This window comes from Moorella naiadis (nom. illeg.), assembly GCF_051020825.1.
Taxonomy (GTDB): Bacteria; Bacillota; DSM-521; order Neomoorellales; family Neomoorellaceae; genus Neomoorella; species Neomoorella naiadis.
In genome coordinates this window covers 1-2201 of the sequence record NZ_JAXGFQ010000068.1, presented here as the reverse complement: position 1 = coordinate 2201, position 2201 = coordinate 1, and the positions used below count along the sequence as shown (strand labels likewise).

Genomic DNA, 2201 nt, shown 5'->3' with positions numbered 1-2201 from the left:
TGGAGCCACGGCGGCATAATGTTGATAGGGTAAAGGGCGTTACTGGCAAAGAATAAAGGCATGGTCATCACCTGGCCCACACCCATAAACCGTTCCCTTGTTTTTACTACGGCGGCAAAAATCATGGACAAGGTGGCAAAGAATGCGGCCCCCAAAATTATCGTCAGCATGCTGAAAACTATGCCGGTCATGCTCCAGCGCATGTCCAGGCGCAATAATAAAGCGAGTAAAAGGATAATAACCACCTGGCTCAAGGCGCGAATGCCCGCCCCGAGAGCCTTGCCCGTGACAAAGGCAGCCCGCGGCACCGGCATGGCCAGGAGTTTTTGCAGGATGCCCTGGTCCCGGTCCCAGATTATGCTCAGGCCGTAAAAAATGGCAATAAACATCATGGACTGGGCCAGGATCCCCGGCGCCATAAAGGTCTGGTAACTGACGCCGCCGGTCGGTATGGCCCGGACGCGGGAAAAGGCCTGGCCGAATATAAGCAGCCACAAAGCCGGCTGGACGGCCCTGGTAAATAATTCCGTGGGGTCGTGGCGCAATTTACGGACCTCCATCTCCGCCACCACCAGAGCGCCTGTAAGGTAAGCCAGCAGGCCGGAACCAGGGCCGAAAGGTTGCATAAGGCCTGTATTTATTGGTTTTTCAGTTGAATCGCTGGACGCGACGGCGCGTCTTTCGTATTTCAAGGAAACTCCCCCCTGTTTCTAACTGGTCGCCGGTGTAATACGTAAATACGTCCTCCAGAGTGGCGCCGGGGTTGCCGGTTGCCTTTTTCAGTTCGGCAGGCGTGCCCTCGGCTACAATCCGGCCGCGGTTCATAATAGCCACCCTCTGGCAGGCGGCTTCGGCTTCTTCCATATAGTGAGTGGTAATCAATATTGTCAGCCCGGTTTCCTCACGTAGCTGTTTTAAAGTGTTCCAGACGGTGTGGCGGGCTACCGGGTCCAGCCCCACCGTCGGCTCGTCTAAAATCAGCACTTGCGGCCGGTGCAGGATAGCCTGCCCTATCTCCAGTCGCCGTACCATGCCCCCCGAATACTCCCGCACCAGCTTGTGGGCGGCTTCTTGCAGGTTAAGAAGGGCCAGGATGTCTCCAATACGTTTTTCGCGTTCTTGCCTGTCCAGGCACAGCAATTTGGCAAATAGCAGCAGGTTTTCGTAGCCCGTCAGGGTCCCATCCGCCGAGAGGGCCTGGGGGACGTAGCCGATTACTTGTCGTACCTGGCCGCCCTGGCGGAGCACGTCCAGCCCTTCAACCACGATCCTGCCGGAGGTCGACGGCAGCAGGGTGGCCAGCATGCGGATAGTGGTCGTTTTCCCGGCGCCGTTGGGACCCAGCAGGCCGAACACCTCGCCCTTTTCTATATTAAAATTTATACCGGCGACAGCTTCGTGGCTTCCAAAGCGTTTAGCCAGATCTTGCACCTCTATGGAATAAGCCATGACATTCGCTTCTCCCTCTCCAGCTTTTACATTTGATTGATTTTGCTGATTAACTCTAAAAGAAGGCGCCGTTCCTCTAACGTTAGAGGCGTCAATAAGCTCGCCAGGGCGGCCCGTTTTTCGCTCGCCCATTGCTCCAGCATTTCCCGGCCGGTGTCGGTGAGGTCCACGGTGACAACCCTTTCATCCTCCTTCTGCCTGTCCCGCTTTACCAGCCCCATCTTCGCCAGCCTTTTGGTCGCCGTTGTCGCCGAACTGCTGGTTATACCCAGGCCCTCGGCCAGTTCCCCGATAGTAAGGGGACCGGCATGTTTCAGGCGCTTTAGGAGCCAGTATTGTTCAGGTGTGATTTTACCTTTACGCACAGGATGAGAAACCTGGCGCCACAGGCGCCAGAACTGCCACAAAGCATCTACCAGGCTGCCGGTGATACCTTCCAAATCTTGCTGCGCTATTGTATATCACCTCCAGGTAAGAACTGCCATAAAAAAGCTCCCGCAATCATATTTTACCTCTATTTATTTTATCGTCAATATATTAGATTGTTGCTTCAACCTGGATAGATAGTATTGAGCATTTAAATAAACCCGTCGGTCACCCGGAACTTCGGGCCAGGTATTTTATCTGGCCGGAAAAAGCTCTGGCCAAAGCTGTGAAAAATGTACGGCCGGAAAGGCAGGCCTGCGGCTTCTACTGCCCAAAGATTTAGCTAGCGGTTCTTCCCATCTTCATGCCGCAAAAATATGGTATAA

The 2201-nt window shown here is 54.4% G+C and carries 3 protein-coding genes; all 3 read right to left on the bottom strand.

What is annotated here, in order from left to right; genetic code table 11:
* Positions 1-626 (bottom strand): ABC transporter permease (locus tag SDD30_RS17280; protein WP_434076172.1); only part of this gene is annotated, 626 nt, incomplete at its 3' end.
* 22 nt (positions 627-648) lie between these two features.
* Entirely contained in the window at positions 649-1449 is an 801-nt protein-coding gene (locus SDD30_RS17275; RefSeq protein WP_434076171.1) for an ABC transporter ATP-binding protein, read from the bottom strand.
* 26 nt (positions 1450-1475) lie between these two features.
* On the bottom strand, positions 1476-1889 hold the full coding sequence (locus SDD30_RS17270) for a MarR family winged helix-turn-helix transcriptional regulator (RefSeq protein ID WP_434076170.1): 414 nt from the start codon (positions 1887-1889) through the stop codon (positions 1476-1478).
* Between the last annotated feature and the right edge of the window lie 312 nt (positions 1890-2201).

Coding starts and splice junctions, on each gene's coding strand:
- SDD30_RS17275 (WP_434076171.1), bottom strand. CDS start 1,449: ATGGCTTATTCCATAGAGGTGCAAGATCTGGCTAAACGCTTTGGAAGC.